Annotated in this window: 20 protein-coding genes; 8 read left to right on the top strand and 12 right to left on the bottom strand. The window is 33.3% G+C overall.

Annotated elements, in window-relative coordinates; all coding sequences use genetic code 11:
* Nucleotides 1-162 precede the first annotated feature (162 nt).
* Nucleotides 163-654 (top strand): Der GTPase-activating protein YihI, encoded by a 492-nt coding sequence (gene yihI / locus A9G36_RS08270; RefSeq protein WP_065568877.1) that lies wholly within the window; start codon nucleotides 163-165, stop codon nucleotides 652-654.
* A gap of 298 nt (nucleotides 655-952) precedes the next feature.
* Entirely contained in the window at nucleotides 953-2,323 is a 1,371-nt protein-coding gene (gene hemN, locus A9G36_RS08275) for an oxygen-independent coproporphyrinogen III oxidase (protein WP_065568878.1), read from the top strand.
* A 164-nt stretch (nucleotides 2,324-2,487) separates the two neighbouring features.
* Here hemN and rsmC read toward each other — a convergent pair whose 3' ends face one another.
* Nucleotides 2,488-3,528 carry a 16S rRNA (guanine(1207)-N(2))-methyltransferase RsmC gene (gene rsmC, locus A9G36_RS08280; RefSeq protein WP_065573976.1) on the bottom strand — a complete coding sequence of 347 codons (1,041 nt, stop codon included), beginning with the start codon at nucleotides 3,526-3,528 and terminating at the stop codon, nucleotides 2,488-2,490.
* Nucleotides 3,529-3,616: 88 nt separating this feature from the next.
* Here rsmC and A9G36_RS08285 point away from each other — a divergent pair, with 88 nt between their 5' ends.
* The 5 genes from A9G36_RS08285 (at nucleotide 3,617) to cyaY (ending at nucleotide 6,533) form a co-directional block, all read left to right on the top strand.
* Nucleotides 3,617-4,018, top strand: a complete 402-nt coding sequence (locus A9G36_RS08285; protein ID WP_065568880.1) for a DNA polymerase III subunit psi — start codon at nucleotides 3,617-3,619, stop codon at nucleotides 4,016-4,018.
* Entirely contained in the window at nucleotides 3,993-4,478 is a 486-nt protein-coding gene (gene rimI / locus A9G36_RS08290) for a ribosomal protein S18-alanine N-acetyltransferase (protein ID WP_034943248.1), read from the top strand. Before A9G36_RS08285 ends, rimI begins: the two co-directional genes overlap by 26 nt.
* Nucleotides 4,475-5,110, top strand: a complete 636-nt coding sequence (locus tag A9G36_RS08295; RefSeq protein WP_034943250.1) for a thiamine diphosphokinase — start codon at nucleotides 4,475-4,477, stop codon at nucleotides 5,108-5,110. Before rimI ends, A9G36_RS08295 begins: the two co-directional genes overlap by 4 nt.
* A gap of 71 nt (nucleotides 5,111-5,181) precedes the next feature.
* A complete protein-coding gene (locus tag A9G36_RS08300) occupies nucleotides 5,182-5,985 on the top strand; it encodes a hypothetical protein (protein WP_065573977.1) in 804 nt (267 codons plus the stop codon).
* A 242-nt stretch (nucleotides 5,986-6,227) separates the two neighbouring features.
* Nucleotides 6,228-6,533, top strand: coding sequence for an iron donor protein CyaY (gene cyaY, locus A9G36_RS08305; protein ID WP_034943255.1), 306 nt, complete (start codon nucleotides 6,228-6,230; stop codon nucleotides 6,531-6,533).
* Nucleotides 6,534-6,618: 85 nt separating this feature from the next.
* On the opposite strand, the gene uvrD is transcribed toward cyaY, so the two are convergent.
* From uvrD to lptM, 7 genes are all read right to left on the bottom strand, one after another.
* Nucleotides 6,619-8,832: a DNA helicase II gene (gene uvrD / locus A9G36_RS08310; RefSeq protein WP_065573978.1), complete on the bottom strand. Its 2,214-nt coding sequence runs from the start codon at nucleotides 8,830-8,832 to the stop codon at nucleotides 6,619-6,621.
* Between the two features lie 187 nt (nucleotides 8,833-9,019).
* Nucleotides 9,020-9,733 (bottom strand): 5-amino-6-(5-phospho-D-ribitylamino)uracil phosphatase YigB, encoded by a 714-nt coding sequence (yigB, locus tag A9G36_RS08315; protein WP_034943260.1) that lies wholly within the window; start codon nucleotides 9,731-9,733, stop codon nucleotides 9,020-9,022.
* Nucleotides 9,734-9,735: 2 nt separating this feature from the next.
* Nucleotides 9,736-10,656, bottom strand: coding sequence for a tyrosine recombinase XerC (gene xerC / locus A9G36_RS08320; RefSeq protein WP_065568882.1), 921 nt, complete (start codon nucleotides 10,654-10,656; stop codon nucleotides 9,736-9,738).
* Nucleotides 10,657-10,665: 9 nt separating this feature from the next.
* A complete protein-coding gene (locus tag A9G36_RS08325; RefSeq protein WP_065573980.1) occupies nucleotides 10,666-11,385 on the bottom strand; it encodes a DUF484 family protein in 720 nt (239 codons plus the stop codon).
* A 123-nt stretch (nucleotides 11,386-11,508) separates the two neighbouring features.
* Complete coding sequence (gene dapF / locus A9G36_RS08330; protein ID WP_065585630.1) at nucleotides 11,509-12,333, bottom strand: diaminopimelate epimerase; 825 nt, start codon at nucleotides 12,331-12,333, stop codon at nucleotides 11,509-11,511.
* 70 nt (nucleotides 12,334-12,403) lie between these two features.
* Nucleotides 12,404-13,654 (bottom strand): diaminopimelate decarboxylase, encoded by a 1,251-nt coding sequence (gene lysA / locus A9G36_RS08335; protein WP_065568884.1) that lies wholly within the window; start codon nucleotides 13,652-13,654, stop codon nucleotides 12,404-12,406.
* A 12-nt stretch (nucleotides 13,655-13,666) separates the two neighbouring features.
* Nucleotides 13,667-13,807 carry an LPS translocon maturation chaperone LptM gene (gene lptM, locus A9G36_RS09930; RefSeq protein ID WP_080715838.1) on the bottom strand — a complete coding sequence of 47 codons (141 nt, stop codon included), beginning with the start codon at nucleotides 13,805-13,807 and terminating at the stop codon, nucleotides 13,667-13,669.
* A gap of 225 nt (nucleotides 13,808-14,032) precedes the next feature.
* Between lptM and A9G36_RS08340 the strand changes: the two genes are divergently transcribed.
* Nucleotides 14,033-14,368 carry a zinc ribbon domain-containing protein YjdM gene (locus tag A9G36_RS08340; protein WP_034943272.1) on the top strand — a complete coding sequence of 112 codons (336 nt, stop codon included), beginning with the start codon at nucleotides 14,033-14,035 and terminating at the stop codon, nucleotides 14,366-14,368.
* A 479-nt stretch (nucleotides 14,369-14,847) separates the two neighbouring features.
* Here the strand turns inward: A9G36_RS08340 and A9G36_RS08345 are convergent, their stop codons facing one another.
* The 4 genes from A9G36_RS08345 to A9G36_RS08360 all read right to left on the bottom strand — a co-directional run bounded on the left by A9G36_RS08345 (nucleotide 14,848) and on the right by A9G36_RS08360 (nucleotide 17,665).
* Entirely contained in the window at nucleotides 14,848-15,735 is an 888-nt protein-coding gene (locus A9G36_RS08345) for an L-ribulose-5-phosphate 3-epimerase (protein ID WP_442902661.1), read from the bottom strand.
* Between the two features lie 95 nt (nucleotides 15,736-15,830).
* Nucleotides 15,831-16,475, bottom strand: coding sequence for a 3-keto-L-gulonate-6-phosphate decarboxylase UlaD (locus tag A9G36_RS08350; protein ID WP_034943275.1), 645 nt, complete (start codon nucleotides 16,473-16,475; stop codon nucleotides 15,831-15,833).
* 20 nt (nucleotides 16,476-16,495) lie between these two features.
* Nucleotides 16,496-17,188, bottom strand: a complete 693-nt coding sequence (locus A9G36_RS08355; protein WP_065585631.1) for an L-ribulose-5-phosphate 4-epimerase — start codon at nucleotides 17,186-17,188, stop codon at nucleotides 16,496-16,498.
* Between the two features lie 3 nt (nucleotides 17,189-17,191).
* A complete protein-coding gene (locus A9G36_RS08360) occupies nucleotides 17,192-17,665 on the bottom strand; it encodes a PTS sugar transporter subunit IIA (protein WP_065573982.1) in 474 nt (157 codons plus the stop codon).
* Between the last annotated feature and the right edge of the window lies 1 nt (nucleotide 17,666).

A 17,666-nucleotide genomic window follows, 5' to 3' on the forward strand; every position in this document is an offset into this window, starting at 1 on the left:
GTTCTCTAATTCGATCTAACAAATTTATTTGACTCAGATTATACATAAATTTCTTTTTTTACAATCTTAAATTAGCATGACTTGTTCATCATAGCTATATTTTGGACTTACTGATAAAATATGTTTGTAAAATGATTAACCATAATATTAGATAGAGACTTTATGTTAAAAAACAAATCAAAACAGAAACCCCAAAAAAGTCGTCAAGAGATTAATGAAGAATCTCGAGAACTGAAACGTAAACGCAAACATAAGGGCTTGCCGAGCGGATCACGTTTTAATAATGGCGGGCCCAACAAAAATAAAAACACTCCAAAAGAGTTAAAGGATCCCCGTATTGGGAGTAAAAAACCTATTTCGTTAATTCTTGAAGATTCTAGAAATATAGAAAAGCGGGTTAAGCAACCTAAATCAATAAAAACGGTTTTATCGCCACAACAAGAATTAGAACAATTAGAAAACGATCCAAAATTAGATATGTTGCTTGATTTAGTTGAACAAAATAACAAACTAACTAAAGAACAACAATCCTACCTTGACAGTAAATTAAATCGAATCGACGAACTGATGCAAGAGCTAGGCTATACCGATGATGAGTTTGAAGATCAAGACGAAAAAGAAGAAGATATTGTTAGTTTTTTAAAACGCAGTTAATGACAAAAATATAAAATTATTTGTAATAGTGTTTTTCAATATGGGCAGGACGGTAACTTTAATGATTAAATTTCTGCCCGAAATTTAAATCCTATAAATTGATAACTTAAAAGCGAGTAAGCCGTAATGCCAATATTAATTATGTTAAGTTTATATTTTGGGTTATTAATTTGTACATTGTTATATTTAAATAAAACAAGTCGCATTAAAATTAAAAACAAAATTAGAAATCAGCAAAAACCAATATTAAAACTTCATAAAAACAACAGCAAATACAGATTTAAACGGAAGTAATTAGATGAGCAATACGCAATTATGGGATCAAGCATTAATTGAAAAATATAACTATTCTGGTCCAAGATATACCTCTTACCCTACTGCACTTGAATTTAATGAAAACTTCAGCGAGCAGGATTTTTTATTAGCAACAACCGCTTACTCTACAAAGCCATTATCGCTTTATGTACATATTCCGTTTTGTCATAAGCTTTGTTATTTTTGTGGTTGTAATAAGCTCATTACTCGTCAAATGCAAAAAGTTACCAAGTACCTTGATATTTTAGATATTGAAATTGCCAACCGTGCAAAATTATTTGATAACCGTACAGTGACACAAATGCACTGGGGAGGGGGTACACCAACATTTTTAACAAATGATGAAATATCTCGCTTAATGGCATCACTAAAAAAGCACTTTCATTTTGCAAATAACGCGGAACTATCAATCGAAATCGATCCTCGTGAAATTACCCCCGAAACTATCGATCATTTAGCCCATGTTGGCTTTAATCGATTAAGTATGGGCATTCAAGACTTTAATGATGAAATACAAAACCTAATCAATCGAAAGCAGGACGAAAACTTAATTCGCGCACTAATTGAGCAAGCGCGTAAAAACCATTTTCATTCAATTAGTTTAGATCTTATTTATGGCTTACCCAAACAAACTGTTGTTAGTTTTACTGAAACATTAAATAAAGTCATTGCTATTTCGCCCGATCGTTTAAGTGTTTTTAATTATGCCCATTTACCTAGCCGTTTTGCTGCCCAACGTAAAATTAAAGATGATGATTTGCCTAATGCCAATCAAAAATTACAGATTCTACAAACGAGTATTAAAAAGTTAACTCAAGCGGGTTATCAATTTATTGGTATGGATCATTTTGCAAAACCTACTGACGAATTAGCTATTGCTCAACAAGAAAATAAATTGCATCGTAATTTTCAGGGGTATACAACTCAAGGCGATGCTGATTTACTTGGACTTGGTGTGTCGGCCATTAGTATGTTAGGTGATAGTTATGCGCAAAATCAGAAAGATCTAAAAATCTATCAAACTCAGGTTGAGCAAAAAGGACATGGATTATGGAAAGGATTCACCTTAAATCGTGACGATAAGATTCGTCGTGATGTGATAAAACAGCTTATCTGCCATTTTCATTTAGATAAAAATGTTATTGAACAACAATACCAAATTCAATTTGATGATTATTTTGCTGAAGATTTAAAATTACTGGCACCATTGCAAAAAGATGGATTAGTGACAATCAATAACAATATAATTGAAGTCCAACATAAAGGGCATTTATTGATACGCAATATTTGTATGTGCTTTGATATTTACATGCGAAAAATGGCAAGGCAGCAGCAGTTTTCTAGGGTTATTTAATTTGAAGTCGTTTGCCAAATTGCTGTAAACAGTGCGAGTAATTCCACAAATAATAAAATCAGTTTAAGTCTAAATATTTACATTTTATAAATAGGGCGATAGCATCGCCCTATTTTTTAAAACTTATTCTTTTCTTTTAAAACAAAATAAGCAAACTGAGCTTATTAGTAGCTGGCTAAATAAACCTTAAATTTTGTCGTTTGTGCAATCACTTCAACACTTTTGAATGTTTCATCTAAGATGGTTTGATACGGTAAAAATGAATTTGCCACAATGCACAAATAACCATTTAATTTTAGGTGTTTTTTCGCTTCTTTGATTAGCGTATTGACGGCCGTGTAATCAGTCTGTTTTCCATCATGAAATGGTGGATTAGAAACAATTAAATGATATTTATCATTTAGATTAGAAAAAACATCACTTGCCACAACCGTTGCATTAACATTATTACTATTTAACGTGGCTTTACTTGATTCAATTGCCGCACTGCTTACATCAGATAACGTTAGTGCAATATCAGGGGATAATTTACCTATCACCGTGGATAAGATGCCTGAACCACACCCCACATCTAATACATTACCTTTAATAATATCAGTACGATCCATCAATGCATTTAACAGTAATTCACTACCAGCATCTAACCCTTTTTGGCTAAATACACCTGGCAAACTTTTAATTTCGATATCTTGATTTTCAATAGTTAAATGATAACTTAGCCACCATTCATCAAGATCAAAGGCTAAACGGTTTTCTGCCTGAAAATGATATAAACCACAACGTCTTGCGCTATCTATTTTTTGAATTGTTCCAAAATCGCCTAATAAAGATTCAACACTTTTTACGCCTGTGCGATTTTCACCAATAATAAAAATATCACTCCCTTTAGGCATATTATGTAATAAATACGATAGCTGAAACTGCGCTTCACTTTTCGTTTTGGGCCAATAGTAAATCAGTGTGTTTATTCCAACGTAAAAATCCGCTTCTGGCAACAATGAAAAATAGGTATGATTGCCTCGTGCACTAGCTTTTAGACGTAAATAAGTATGAAATTGTGTGCAATGAATCTTAACTTGATTTGCCGGCATAATAGATGGATAATTATCCTGAATATCACCAGCTATCAACACATTTTTATCGTTAAAAAACGTTTGGTGACGCTCAAGTACTTGACTTGCTGGGGTAAAAGCAGATGTTGCCATATTTCCTCAATGAAAAACCTTTATAAATTGATGCATTGATTATACAATTAACTATCTTTAATCTCTAATAAAAAACAGTAAGTCAATAATGACACTACAAGATTGGTATCTAAAACAGTGCAACATAACTCAATACGTTTTGAGGAATGCTAATGTTTTCAAAGGTGAAATAGCGACACAAATAAATGAAGAAATTAGATTGATTGTGGTTGCAGAGCAAAAACCAACACAAAAAATCTATTATGATATTTTAAATGCTATTCATCTAACTGAAGAACAAGTGTTGTTTTTAACGCCACAACAACTAATTATACCTGCAGATGAAATTAAAAAGGTAATTTGGTTTATTAATATTACGCCAGATGAATCTTGGAAGAATTCATTGATAATTCAAACAATTAACTTAGATCTTCTTGCTAAAACACCACAACAAAAACGCCTACTTTGGCAACAATTATGTCAATATGAAAACTATTTCTCCCCTAACTGAACATGATTTAATAAATGCTTTTGAATTAGAACTGATCTGTCATGAGATACCTTGGTCAAAACAGACGTTCTTTTCAAACCAAGGTGATCGCTACTTAAATTTTAAAATAACGATTGGTAACCAAATAGTGGGATTTTGTATCTGCCAACAAGCAGCTGATGAAGCAAATTTATTTAATATTGCAATACATCCCGATTTTAGAAAACAAGGACTAGCAAAAGCTTTACTCAACCATTTGATACAAGAATTACTAACTATGGAATTATCTTGCCCTATTTCAACGCTTTGGCTTGAAGTTAGACAATCAAATACACCAGCAATTAGGCTATATCATGCGCTAGGTTTTAACCAAATCACGGTTCGAAAAAATTATTATCCGACCAAAGACAGCAAACAAGAAGATGCAATTATTATGGCTTATTCATTAGATTTATATCCCCCCATAAGGATGGTGCAATGACACAAAATAAAGCCTTACTACTAGTTAATGGTGAACCACCAATACGCTACCCAAATGACATAAGTAAATATAATTATATTGCCTGTACTGACGGTGCTTACCATAATTATTTGTTTAATTTACCAATCATCCCTGATTTTATTATAGGCGATTTAGATAGCTTAAACTCCAATTGTGTGATTCCTAATAAAACTGAGATCATTCATACACCAGACCAAAATAAAACGGATTTTGAAAAAGCAATTTTATTTCTTATTAATAAGGGTATAACCAAATTTGATGTTTATGGCGCTTCCGGTCATGCCAGCGATCATTTCTTAGGTAACCTTTCCGTCGCTATGCAGTATTATCACCAATATCAAATAACTTTTTATGACAATTATTGTCACTTCTTTTTTGCAAAAGATCATCATAAAATTATTAATATAAAAAATCATATAATCTCATTTATGCCTCTTTCCGAGGTTACAGATTTAACCATTACAGGGGTTAAATACCCTTTAATTAAACAAACATTGTCTTTAGGAAAGTTCGTAAGCTTACGTAATAAAGCAACATCTAGCTCAGTTGATATCATTTTTGAAAAAGGAGATTTACTTGTTTTTATTGAAGATGTTAATTTGGAAGATTGACATCAATGTTTACGATAATTTACTATGACATAGTAATTTATTGGATGAAATATTAAATATAGGAAACTACCATGCTATTAAAACAAATTTCCATGCTGCTTTGTGCATCATTTATATCTTGTATGACATTTGCTCACAGCAAAATCAATACAAATGATACCAATAATATAATAGATGCATTTTTAGAATGTGATAATCAATTTTTTGAAAAATTAGCTAAATATAAGAAACCATTTAGCAAATATGTTACTTTAACAACTGATAACGATGTTACATATATTCCCGTCGAATCCATTAAAGATACAAATAGAAATAAAGTAATGTTCAAAAAACCATTTAAGTATCATGGGTTAACAATAACAGGATATCAAAATATCTATATTTCAACATCTTCTTCTGGCGAATTTTATTATTGGGGATTTATTATTGATAATAATCTTGAAGATGCTAAAAAAGCTTTGAATAATGTTAATTGGCTACAATTCAATTTTGAAATTTATACTGCAAATGCTAAAATGCTAGATCTTAATTCTAAGCCACCAGTTTGGCAAGATAATCCTCATTCTATTGATATGGCCTTTCCAAGACGAAAAACAATTGAAAAAGCACTTTATTTAGAAACTATAACGGAAGAACAAAGCAGGTTAACTTGCTCAATTCAAGGTGATTTGAATAAAGAAGTTTTATATGCAACTCGCCCTGATATAAAATCTATCGAAGCAAAGATAAAAACTGAAATTGATGAAAAATTAAAAGCTATTGAGTTATTACAAGTGCAGCAAGAGCAAGATAATCAGCCTAATGAATTACAAACTATTTCTGAAAATACGTCTGATTTATCCGAAATTGGTAAAAAGCAAGAAGACGAAAATTAGATAACCAATTATTGCGATAAATATTTTTTATAAAACTCGTTCACTTGATATGGGTTTATTAGCAAAGCCTTAATCAACCGTTGTTTTTAAAGTATACTATTTTATATTTTCCAAAAAATTTTAAAAAAATCAAATAAAAAGCTAATCAATATCTTACAATATTCCTATCATTGTATGATGACAAATAAGATTGGTTTATGCTAATATCTTTGCATTACAGAGATTGAGTCGAATATATAGTTATGAACATCGCGCAATTTTATACTTTAACAGAGCAACTCTTTAATAGGGTTGAACGAACTTTAGATAATTATGCTGATGAGCATAATATCGATTTAGACTATGAAACCAACGGAAATGTCATTACCATTAGTTTTCCCAATAATAGTAAAATTATTGTTAATACGCAAGAGCCCCTTTTTCAAATTTGGCTAGCTACACATCAGCAAGGATATCATTTTGATTATGTGGATAATCAATGGATTTGTAATCGCTCGGCTCGCACCTTTGATGAGGTTTTCTTAGAATCATTAAAAGATAATAGATAATTACCGAAATTCTTAGAGAGCAATATTTAATGCATTGCTCCTTGTTTTTATAAGGAACTTAAGTAAGCTAAAAACCCCAATTAGCTTAAATTAAGGTAAGATTAGCCAGTTTTACCACTAGCCATTTTACTCCTTCGTTAACAAAAGCAATTTGAACACGTCTATGGTCTCCTTCCCCATCAACGTTAATAATTGTTCCCTCGCCAAAACGATTATGCATGACTTTTTTGCCTAATATATAACCGTCGCTTTCACGGCTTTTTTCTATATAAGATTGTTTACGTTTTTCCTTATTTATGTCTTTACATTTTACCTCTGGTGTGACTAAAATCCCTCGATAACTGATTTCAGTTAATCTATCAATAGGCAGTTCAGTTATAAATCGGGAAGGCAGGTTTCGCTCTTCACGTCCATAAAGGCGCCTTGATTCACTTAATGACAATGTTAAACGTTTTCGTGCTCTTGTTATACCAACATAGGCTAAGCGCCTTTCCTCTTCCAATCTATCTGTTTCTTGTATAGAGCGTTGTGTTGGGAAAATACCTTCTTCCAACCCAACAATGAAAACATTATCAAATTCAAGTCCTTTAGCTGAGTGCAATGTCATAAGCTGGACGGAATCTTGCTCTTTTATAAAATTTCCACTTTCAAGTGATGTGTATGATAAAAATGATTCAAGTACTGTCAGCGTTTTTCCAGTTTCATGATCTTCAATTACTGTATTTTCATTGTTATGGTAAAATTGTTCAGCAGCTGAAATCAACTCCTCAAGATTTTCTAGCCTTGATTGCCCTTTTATACCTGGTTCTTGCTCATACATTTGAAGCACGCCTGATAATTTAATAATCATATCAAGTTGTTCATAAAATGGCATTGTGACAACGTCATCATAAATTGAGCCAATAAGCTCCAGGAAACGGCTAATTCCAGATCTTTGTCTTTCCGTAAATCCACCCTTTTGAATTAACAATAAACAAGCATTCCATAATGAAATACTATTTTGCTTTGCTGTTAGTCTAACTTTATCAAGGGTAACATTACCTATACCACGAGTTGGCGTATTAATCGTTGCTTCAAATGCCATATCATTATCATGATCATGTAATAATCGCAAATAAGCCAACGCTAATTTCACTTCTTGTCGCTCATAAAATCGAATAGAACCATAAATTTGGTATGGTAATCCAGCTTGTAACAAAGTATCTTCAAATAGACGAGACTGAATATTATTGCGGTATAAAATTGCACAACTGGCATATTTGTCACCCTCATCATGGCGCTTTTTTATTTGACCAATAATAAATCGAGCTTCATCAATATCATTAAATCCAACATACAACGAAATCTTTTCGCCTTCCCCTCGATCTGTCCATAAATTTTTACCTAACCGATTGTGATTTTTGGCAATAAGTTTATTTGCTGCATCTAAAATAATACTGGTAGAACGATAATTTTGTTCTAAGCGGATAATTTCAGTTTCTGGATAATCATTAATAAATGCTTGTAAATTATCGGCGTTAGCGCCTCGCCAGCTATAAATTGATTGATCATCATCGCCTACAATCATAACATTAGCTGCTGTGCCTGCTAATTTTTGTACCAATTGATATTGAATCTGGTTAGTATCTTGGAATTCATCAATCAAAATATTTGAAAAACGATGATGACAATAGTTCAAAACCTCGTCATCACGACAAAGTAATTCGTATGTTCTTAAAATTAATTCTGAAAAATCAACGTATCCTACCCTATCACAAATGGCTTGATAATCGCGATAAATGGTTTGCCACATCATTTGTTTAGGATCTTCTAGTATCATATCACTAGCACGTAAACCTCGCTCTTTTTGATTAGAAATAAAGTTAGCACATTCCTTAGCAGACCACTGCTTTTCATCAATTTTTAACTCACGAAAAATTCGCTTTATTAGGCGCATTTGATCTTCCGAATCGATAAGCTGAAAATTAGATGGAAGGTTAGCTTGCTGAGAAAACATACGCAATAAACGATGCGTTAACCCATGAAATGTACCAACCCACATGCCATTAAAATAGCCTTCCCCCATTAAGGCTTGAATACGTTCTTGCATTTCAGCCGCAGCTTTATTAGTAAAAGTTACAGCAAAGATCGAGTTTGGCGAATATTTTTTTTCAATACAAAGCCATGCAATACGATGAACTAATACCCTAGTTTTACCACTTCCAGCACCAGCAAGCACTATAGTGTATTGATTATCATTTGTGACGGCATTTTTTTGTTCAAAATTAAGATCGTTTAATAATGATTGTTTAATTTCCATTATGTTGAAACCCATTACGATAATAACAATTTTTAATCGAAATTGATGTCCAAAGTATTATCTATACGTTTATTATCTTTCAATATTTTGTTTGTTGGCTGTCGGCAAACAGGATATCAAGATAGGTATTTTATTAAATGCAATAAATGATTACATTCATTTTACTGTCTATTTATACATATGTAAATTATAGCAGATTATCTAATTCTAGCAATTGGCTTATTTCAACATGTGGTAAACATCTTGCCTCAGTAAGATGGAAAATATCTTGCTGAAAAATGTTGATCCAGCATGCTAAAAAACCGCTCTTAATTGCCCCATTCACATCAGTGAATAAATTATCTCCAATATGTAAAATTTGATGAGCAGGTACCTTTAACTGTCGTACAGCTAATTCAAATATTTCAGGAAAAGGTTTTGAACGGCCGTTCGCACCCCCTCGCAATGAAAATTGAAAATAGTGGCTTAAACCTATTTGGTTAATGTCAACATTACCATTTGTTATTACCGCCAGAGGTATTTTGGTTGCTAACTTGGACAGTAATACATGTGTTGATTGGGGTATCTGCATTTTATGTCGCCAAAAATTAAAACATGCCATTGTTTCATTAATCATGTTTTCTATCTTTGACGCTGGCCATCTAGCTTTAGTTAATAATGATTTAATTGTTGCAATTCGCCAAACGATAACATCATGATAAATCTCTGGGTTGGCATTTAGCACTCTTTTTTTTTCAGTATAAAGATCAGAAAGAGTAATGTGCTGCAATTGATCATAATGCTGAAGTATTTTTACCATCTCTTCTTCAGCCCTTTCAACAATCATGCTGTTATTATACAATGTATCGTCGAGATCAAAAGTCATCGCTTTTATAGCATTTAAGGATCGATAAAATCGCATCGCTATTTTCCTCTTTTTGCTCTTGGGTGAGCTAAATCGTAAACTTCTGACAGGTGTGAAAAATCCAAGTGAGTATAAACCTGAGTTGTTGATAAATCGGCATGTCCTAATAACTCTTGCACAGCACGTAAATCTCGGCTTGACTCTAACATGTGGGTGGCAAATGAGTGACGTAATTTATGTGGATGAACATGAGAACTCAAACCTTGTTTAACCCCTATTTGTGCAAAACGTTTTTCTACATTACGGGGGGAAATCCGGCGACCTAATTTTGATACAAATAAAGCATCACCTTGAGGTCTTAAAAAATCTCTCATTGAGAGCCAGTTTTTAATCCATTTTATGGATTCTCCGCCTAATGGCAGCTTACGCTCTTTACCGCCTTTCCCCACCACACGAATCTCACCGTCAGTTAGATTTAGTTCTCGGCAATTAATATTAACCAATTCAGATAAACGCAACCCAGACCCATACATCACTTCAAGCATTGCCCTATCACGAACAGAAAGAGGATCATTATATTCAATATTAAGCAATTGGTTAATCTCATCAATATCGATATTTTTGGGAAGGTGTTTACCTAATTTAGGGTTTAAAATTCCCCGTCCTGGATTTGCCTTAAGCACCTGTTTTTTTACTAACCAATCACAAAAACTCCGTAATGCAGACAATCTTAGGGATAAGCTTCTAGCTTGTAAACCAGTTTGTTTGCTACGCCCCATCAATAAACGCACTACCGAAGTATCTAAATCTTGCCAACTTGAAATTTCAATTTCTTTTGCTAATGCAATAAGTGCATAAAGTTGGCGCCGATAATTGATTTGAGTATTGGTACTAAGCTGTTTTTCGGACTTCAAATAATTCAGGTATTCCTCGACAGGTTGTGTAAGTAAAGGGACTTGATCTTGAAGAGATTGAATCATAATTTTTCCTTACTTTATTCGCATAATCCACTTACCAATTAAAATTGGTAGTATTTCGCTTATTTTTTCCAATAACAATGTCCCTTGCCCTGCTTGATAATGCCTTGGGCTAGTACTAGTAAAAATTAAAATCCCTAAATCCCCAAATGCTCCCAATAGAGATAATGCTACCGATCCAACATAACCATGTTCAGGTAATAAAAAATCCAATTCGGTTGAATTTAAGGTGCCTAAATACTGTTTACTGTACTGTAAATGCCGAACACGAATAAAATCAAACCTTGATGAATTAATAGCAAAATAATGATAGTTTGATGGAGCGCCAAGTAACCATTTATCATCAAATAGATACAAATAAGCTCCACTAAGACCAAGTGATTTTGCCCAATTATTCAATGATTCTATTAATTCATTTAAATTCGATGTTTGAATAAGCTCAAGGTATAAATTAATAAGCTGGCTAAATAATAATTCGTTAGCACTCGCGTTCTCCATTAGTAAGGTAATTTCTGATTCTAATTGTTTTATTTTATTGCGTTGCCTAGCCATTTGCCACTCTGGCAATGAAATTCCACCCCGAATAGGATGTGGAACCCGCATTGATTCAATATAATTGGCATTACGAATAAAATAGTCTGGATTATCAATTAAATATTGATTAACAAGGTTATCATTTATTTTATTTGATAAAACTCGCTTTTTTTTATCTTGAGTATTTTGCTTAACCATAATCTATTCAATTAAATCCAAATATAAAGTGTTTTAAATTTAATCATAATATCTTATAATTAGATCCATTTTTTCTGTTCAAATCAGCTAATATAATACAAAAAAATAACGTAAAATTTTTGATCATATAGCGATAAATCCGTCATATACATGTGTTGCAGGTCCTGTCATATAAAGTGGATGATTCCCTCCTTTCCACTCAATAAGCAATTTACCGCCAGGCAAATTAACCGAGACATAGTCATTAAGTAAACCTTGATTAATACCAACGGCAACTGCCGCACATGCACCACTGCCACAAGCCTGCGTTTCACCTACACCGCGTTCAAATACGCGCAAATTAATATTATTACGATTAACTATATGCATAAACCCAATATTAGCCCGTTCAGGAAAACGCTCATGTTGTTCTAATAATGCCCCTAGGGATGCCACCTGAGCAGTAATGATATTATCAACTTGTATTATGCAATGAGGGTTGCCCATGGAAGCAACGCCACATAAAACTGTTTGTCCTTGTGCTCGAATAATATAAGTTTTTTCTTCTTTAATTGCTTTGAAAGGAACTTTACTTGGCTCAAAGACAGGCATCCCCATATTTACCCGTACAGTTTCATCATCATTAACTGTTAATACAATATTACCTTTCATGGTACTTACATTTAAAACTCGTTTTCTAGTTAATCCTTTTAAACGAACAAAGCGAGCAAAACAACGGGCTCCGTTGCCACACTGCTGAACTTCTGATCCATCTGAATTAAATATTCGGTAATGAAAATCACTATCAGGAGCATAAGGTGGCTCTACAATTAGCAACTGATCAAATCCAACGCCAGTATAGCGATCTGCTAAACGTTTTATCGTTTCTACCGAGAGATGAACATTTTGCGTTACCGCATCTATGACCATAAAATCATTTCCGAGTCCATGCATTTTTGAAAAGTTCATCGTGATTTACCTTATATTATAAAACGCTATTATCTTTTAATTTTACTGTTTGCTTATTGGCTAAAAATTATCAAACAATCTCTCCACGCCATAAATCATCAAATGATTCACGCTTACGAATTAGTTTATGCTGTTGTTCATCAACCAACATTACTTCGGCCGGACGTCGATGGCTGTTATAATTGGAAGCCATACTAAACCCATAAGCGCCAGCACTACATACAACAAGTAAATCATCTTGTTTAATAGAAAGCTCTCTCTGATAAGCTAAAACATCGCTTGATTCACAAATCGGTCCAACAACATTGTAAATATATTTTTCATCATCAACTTGTGGTTCTAATTCTGGCAAAACTTTCATCCAAGCTTTATAAAGTGATGGGCGAATTAAATCATTCATACCTGCATCAACAATAGCAAAATGATTATTATCTTGATGTTTGAGATATTCCACTTTTGTAATTAATAGACCTGCATTAGCAACAATTGACCGACCTGGTTCAAATATGATTTCAATACCCTTATAATTTGCTAACTTTTTGACTAATTCCTTAACAAGTATTGATGCTTTCGGCGGATTTTCATTATCATAACAAACTCCCAATCCTCCGCCTAAATCAATATGTTCAATATGAATATTGTTTGATTTTAGTTGATCAACCAATTTAAGTACACGATCAGCAGCATCTAGAAATGGAGATAATTCTGTTAATTGTGATCCAATATGGCAATCAATACCGGCAATTTTTATATTGGTTAACGTTTGGGCTTTACGATATACATCGAGTGCCAGCTGATAACTAATGCCAAACTTATTTTCACGTAAGCCTGTTGAAATATAAGGATGAGTTTTGGCATCCACATCAGGATTAATTCTTAAAGAAATAGTCGCGACTGTACCCAAACGTTTAGCTACTTGATCTATACGGTATAACTCAGCTTCAGATTCAACATTAAAACACTTAATGTTAACTTGTAATGCCCGTTCAATCTCAACAATGGATTTAGCCACACCAGAAAAAACAATCTTTTTAGGATCTGCACCCGCTTTAAGCACTCGTTCCAATTCACCTTGTGAAACAATATCAAAACCAGCCCCCAATTTAGCCAATAAATTTAAAACCGATAAATTGCTATTTGCTTTAACCGCATAACAAACTAAATGTTTATAATTTGTAAGTGATCGTTCATAAGCTAAAAATTGCTTGACAATATAGTTTGCAGAGTAAACATACAATGGGGTACCATATTGCGCTGCAAGATCAGAAATTGCTACTTTATCAGCTTTTAAATGGCCGTTTTGATAATGTAAAAAATCCATTCATCTATCCCGCTAAGCGATTTTATCGAATAACTGTAATTGAGTTAATGCCATTGCCCCATTTGTAGGAAAATAAAGTGGACCTTTTAATCCACAACCAACTAATGACAGTATAAATAAAAGCATTGAAAGTAATTTAATAGATGGTTTCATACAACGTTCACAATTTTTATTTTTTATGATGCCACTATATTACACGATACCCCTATTCGTGCAAAGAGCAAATAATAAAGTCTTTATAATTAAAAAAACTGAATTTTTCATCAAATCTTTATATTCATGTTATTTTTTAGATAATAAATATAATGTATATAGTAATTTCAATAAAATTTGTATTACTTATGCTATAATCTAGTTTTTAAATAATTAGGAAACAAGATGGAATCAACAATTAACTGTCCCGATTGTAGTTCGGAATATACTTATCCTGATGGTAATTTAATTGTCTGCTCAATTTGCGCACATGAGTGGGATCCAAATCAAACAACTACTGAATCATCTCAATTAGAGGTTAAAGACAGTAATGGTAATTTACTTGCGGATGGTGATGATATTTTGCTTATAAAAGATCTCAAATTGAAAGGGTCTTCAACAGTTTTAAAAAAAGGAACTAAAGCTAAAGGTATTCGTTTAGTTGAAGGCGATCATGAAATCGATTGTAAAATTGACGGAATAAAAATTATGCTTAAAGCTTGCTTTGTAAAAAAAGCCTAATGCCCGCTTTGACACAAAGAGGACAAAGATAGTTAGAAAAAGCAAGACATAAATTCCAATAATATATAGAACTGAAAGAATTGAGAAATACTATATAACAAAATATGACATAATTATATTTGACATATTAAAAGATATTTTAAGTTTTCAATTTCAGAAAAAATATTGTTTTTCTCAATATATTAATCGGAAGTAAAAGCCTTCGCTCTTCCGATTCAATCCAAAAGGGTTAAGAAATAAAATAATACTTTTTTATATTAAATAACCTTTAATTTTTTAATCCATTGTCCTGTACTACCTAACTTTTAGATACGATTAAAACACTTAGAAAAGCCCTATATAAATTTTTTCATGTCCAAATCCTCTTTTACTTTTATCATAGACAATTTCTTACTTTTAACGCTGCACTATATTTAGATAGTTAAAAATTATACAATTTTATCAATTAGGTAGAGCATTTAATAATAGCTAGATAACTATTAATTGTACAATTTACTAAATATAGGAAATTTCGCCTTTTGCCCTATTGTTTTTAACCTTTTTTGAGCAATCATGATATTTTCTTGCCATTTATCATCTTTTGCCCACATTTCAATTACCAATGGCGCAACATAATTCATGGTACGAAGTGTTTCAAAAATAGCGGCAAAATCAACTTCACCTTCACCAATGACTAGATCCCTAAATTGCCCAGAATAATCAACCTTAACTTTAAATGTGTCTTTTAGATGAATTTGGACAATATGGTCACGACTTAACATAAGTTCAGTGCAAGTATCATAATTCCAACCAGTAATATTACCGACATCAGGGTAAGCCATAAAGTAAGGAGAATCGATATTTTTTTTGAGGATTTCGAATTTGCTTAAACTGTTAAGATACGGCGTATCCATAATTTCAACCGCTAACATTACCCCTGCTCGTTCTGCTTGCTTAACTGCCCACTGCATACCTTGAATAAAACACTGATGCGTTTGTAAGTCAGCAGGTTCATAATAAACATCATAGCCAGCGAGTTGAATTACTCTTATTCCTAACTTGTAAGCTAGCGTAATGGCTTTGTCCATAATGGTTTGGGCTTCACTACGGATATCATTATTGGCTGAACCAAATGGATATTTACGATGTGCACTTAGGCACATGGAATGTAGTGGAATTCCGATTTTTTCGCATTGATGTCTGAGTGAATAGATTTCATCGTCAGACCAATCTAATCGAGCTCGGCGCTCATTTGATTCGTCAATCGAAATTTCGATAAAATCAAATCCTAACTTTTTAGTTACTTGTAATTTATCTTGCCATGATAATTCATTAGGTAAGGCTTTTTCATAAATACCAATACGAGGAGTATTTTTGATTTGATACAATGTTTTTGATATATCTTTACTTTGCGGCATGGTGATAACCTATTTTTTATATGAAAAGAAATCATGTAGCCGATTTGTTCAGCTACATGCGGTTGTTACCAATATTTAGCGATCTGATCTCTTAATGCTTGTGCCGTTTTTTGGCCATTTTCATTAGCAAGTGCACGACCAGCAATAAAGGCTTTGGTTTTTATTCCTGCAAATAGATGGATATCTTCTGGCACAATTCCACCTGTAATTGATAGTTCAAGTCCTAAATCAGACAATTGACGCATTTTAGTTATATCATCTTCCCCCCAACCAATACCTGCTAGTTCTGCATCACGAGAGCGATGGTATATGGCTTGCTTAATACCAAGTTTTCGCCAAGCTTTGGCATCATCTAAAGTCCAGTGACCATACAATTCGATTTGAATTTCACCGTTAAATTCATCAGCCACTTTTTTACATGCTTCTACAGTTGCAATATGAGCTGCAGCTGATACAGTTAACCAATTGGCTCCAGCTGAAAACGCCATTTTTGCCAATATCGCCCCTCCATCAGTGGTTTTTAAATCACACACTAAAATATGATTTGGGTAGAGTTCTCTTAACCGTTTTACACTTTGCATACCAGCACCAAACGCAAGAATGGTGCCAACTTCAATAATATCAACAAAACCTGCTACATTTTTTGCCACATCTAGTGCTGGTGCTAATTCAGTTTGATCTAATGCTATTTGTAATTTAGGTGCTGTCATGTTGTTCTCCTTGATATTTGTTATTTTTGACCGTAGTAAGCATTCTCACCATGTTTGCGAAAATAGTGCTTATCAGATAATGTTTGTTGTATTTTGATTGTTTGATTAAGTTGTCGAGTTGAAAGCGCCATCATAGCTACTTCTTCAAGTACTACAGCATTATGTACCGCATCTAGGGAGTTTTTCCCCCAACAAAATGGGGCATGACCTGATATGATAGCGCCAGGCATAGCAACAGGATCTAAGCCTCGGCGTTTAAACTCTTCTATTATTACTAATCCTGTATTTTTTTCGTAATCAGTTGTGATTTCACTATCGGTTAGTTCACGTGTACAAGGCACATCGCCATAAAAGTAATCAGCGTGAGTGGTACCCAGTGCTGGAATATCTAATTCTGCTTGAGCCCAAATGGTAGCGTAACGAGAATGCGTGTGCACAATGCCGCCAATTAGTGGAAATGCTTTATACAACTCAATATGTGTTGCTGTATCACTTGAAGGATTTAATTTTCCTTCTACAATATCCCCCGTTAGTGAAACAACCACAATACCATCTACCTTCATATTGCTATACTCAACACCAGAAGGTTTAATGGCGATAAGACCTTTATCGCGATCGATTTCAGATACATTACCCCAAGTGAAGGTTACCAAATTATATTTGGGTAGTAATAAATTAGCCTTTAAAACACGTTCTTTTAAAGCTTGGTACATAATTCAACCTCCATTTAAGGCTTGAGCTATAACTAAATAAACGTCTTCTTTAGTGTTACAACGTCTTAATTTATCAAGATCTACTCCTATTTCACTATTTTCATCATCTAAGATTTGAGTCACTTCCATTAATCCTTCCATATGCTGATCAGATGTGCTACCGGCTAATGTCACTAAGACATCAACAGGCTCATCTTCGCCATCAAAATAGACTGGATTTTTTAAAGTTACCAAAGCAAAAGCCGTACGATTTACACCATCTTCAGGCCTTGCGTGAGGCATGGCAAAGTTTGGTGCAATAATAATGTAAGGTCCCATTTTTTTGACACTGCGGATAATGGCATCGTAATAAGAAGGTTCTATTGCTTTAGAGGCAACTAACATATCAGTGCCCAATTTGACTGCTTCTTGCCAATTTGATGCCTCAGCTTTGAGTAAAATAGAGTTATTTTCAATTAATGATTCTTTTAAAGCCATG

It is taken from the genome of Gilliamella sp. Choc6-1 (assembly GCF_001690385.1).
In the GTDB taxonomy this organism is placed as follows: Bacteria; Pseudomonadota; Gammaproteobacteria; order Enterobacterales; family Orbaceae; genus Gilliamella; species Gilliamella apicola_A.

Coding starts and splice junctions, on each gene's coding strand:
- yihI (WP_065568877.1), top strand. CDS start 163: ATGTTAAAAAACAAATCAAAACAGAAACCCCAAAAAAGTCGTCAAGAG.
- hemN (WP_065568878.1), top strand. CDS start 953: ATGAGCAATACGCAATTATGGGATCAAGCATTAATTGAAAAATATAAC.
- rsmC (WP_065573976.1), bottom strand. CDS start 3,528: ATGGCAACATCTGCTTTTACCCCAGCAAGTCAAGTACTTGAGCGTCAC.
- A9G36_RS08285 (WP_065568880.1), top strand. CDS start 3,617: ATGACACTACAAGATTGGTATCTAAAACAGTGCAACATAACTCAATAC.
- rimI (WP_034943248.1), top strand. CDS start 3,993: ATGAAAACTATTTCTCCCCTAACTGAACATGATTTAATAAATGCTTTT.
- A9G36_RS08295 (WP_034943250.1), top strand. CDS start 4,475: ATGACACAAAATAAAGCCTTACTACTAGTTAATGGTGAACCACCAATA.
- A9G36_RS08300 (WP_065573977.1), top strand. CDS start 5,182: ATGCTATTAAAACAAATTTCCATGCTGCTTTGTGCATCATTTATATCT.
- cyaY (WP_034943255.1), top strand. CDS start 6,228: ATGAACATCGCGCAATTTTATACTTTAACAGAGCAACTCTTTAATAGG.
- uvrD (WP_065573978.1), bottom strand. CDS start 8,832: ATGGAAATTAAACAATCATTATTAAACGATCTTAATTTTGAACAAAAA.
- yigB (WP_034943260.1), bottom strand. CDS start 9,733: ATGCGATTTTATCGATCCTTAAATGCTATAAAAGCGATGACTTTTGAT.
- xerC (WP_065568882.1), bottom strand. CDS start 10,656: ATGATTCAATCTCTTCAAGATCAAGTCCCTTTACTTACACAACCTGTC.
- A9G36_RS08325 (WP_065573980.1), bottom strand. CDS start 11,385: ATGGTTAAGCAAAATACTCAAGATAAAAAAAAGCGAGTTTTATCAAAT.
- dapF (WP_065585630.1), bottom strand. CDS start 12,333: ATGAACTTTTCAAAAATGCATGGACTCGGAAATGATTTTATGGTCATA.
- lysA (WP_065568884.1), bottom strand. CDS start 13,654: ATGGATTTTTTACATTATCAAAACGGCCATTTAAAAGCTGATAAAGTA.
- lptM (WP_080715838.1), bottom strand. CDS start 13,807: ATGAAACCATCTATTAAATTACTTTCAATGCTTTTATTTATACTGTCA.
- A9G36_RS08340 (WP_034943272.1), top strand. CDS start 14,033: ATGGAATCAACAATTAACTGTCCCGATTGTAGTTCGGAATATACTTAT.
- A9G36_RS08350 (WP_034943275.1), bottom strand. CDS start 16,475: ATGACAGCACCTAAATTACAAATAGCATTAGATCAAACTGAATTAGCA.
- A9G36_RS08355 (WP_065585631.1), bottom strand. CDS start 17,188: ATGTACCAAGCTTTAAAAGAACGTGTTTTAAAGGCTAATTTATTACTA.
- A9G36_RS08360 (WP_065573982.1), bottom strand. CDS start 17,665: ATGGCTTTAAAAGAATCATTAATTGAAAATAACTCTATTTTACTCAAA.